1 pseudogene is annotated in these 253 nt (G+C 81.4%); it reads right to left on the minus strand.

Going from position 1 to position 253, the window contains the following annotated elements:
- A pseudogene (locus tag A6V29_RS14535) lies at positions 1-253 on the minus strand (hypothetical protein); the annotation flags it as partial.

A 253-nucleotide genomic window follows, 5' to 3' on the forward strand; every position in this document is an offset into this window, starting at 1 on the left:
CGTCGGCGAGGTGCTCGGCTGGGCGCCGCTGGCGCCGTAGTCACCGCCGGGCTGGGCGGTCTCGGCCGCGGCGGGCTTGGCGGCCGGCGCGGCCTGGGGCTGCTCCTGGGCCGGGGCCTGCTGGGGCGCCTCCTGCTGGGGGGCTTCCTGCTGGGGGGCCTCCTGCTGCGGGGCGGCCTGCTGGGGAGCGGAGCCGCCCGCGGCGCCGATGACGGCCAGCTGCGCGCCGACGTCGACGGTCTCGTCCTCGGCG

The organism is Blastococcus sp. CCUG 61487 (genome assembly GCF_005222955.1).
Taxonomy (GTDB): Bacteria; Actinomycetota; Actinomycetes; order Mycobacteriales; family Geodermatophilaceae; genus Blastococcus.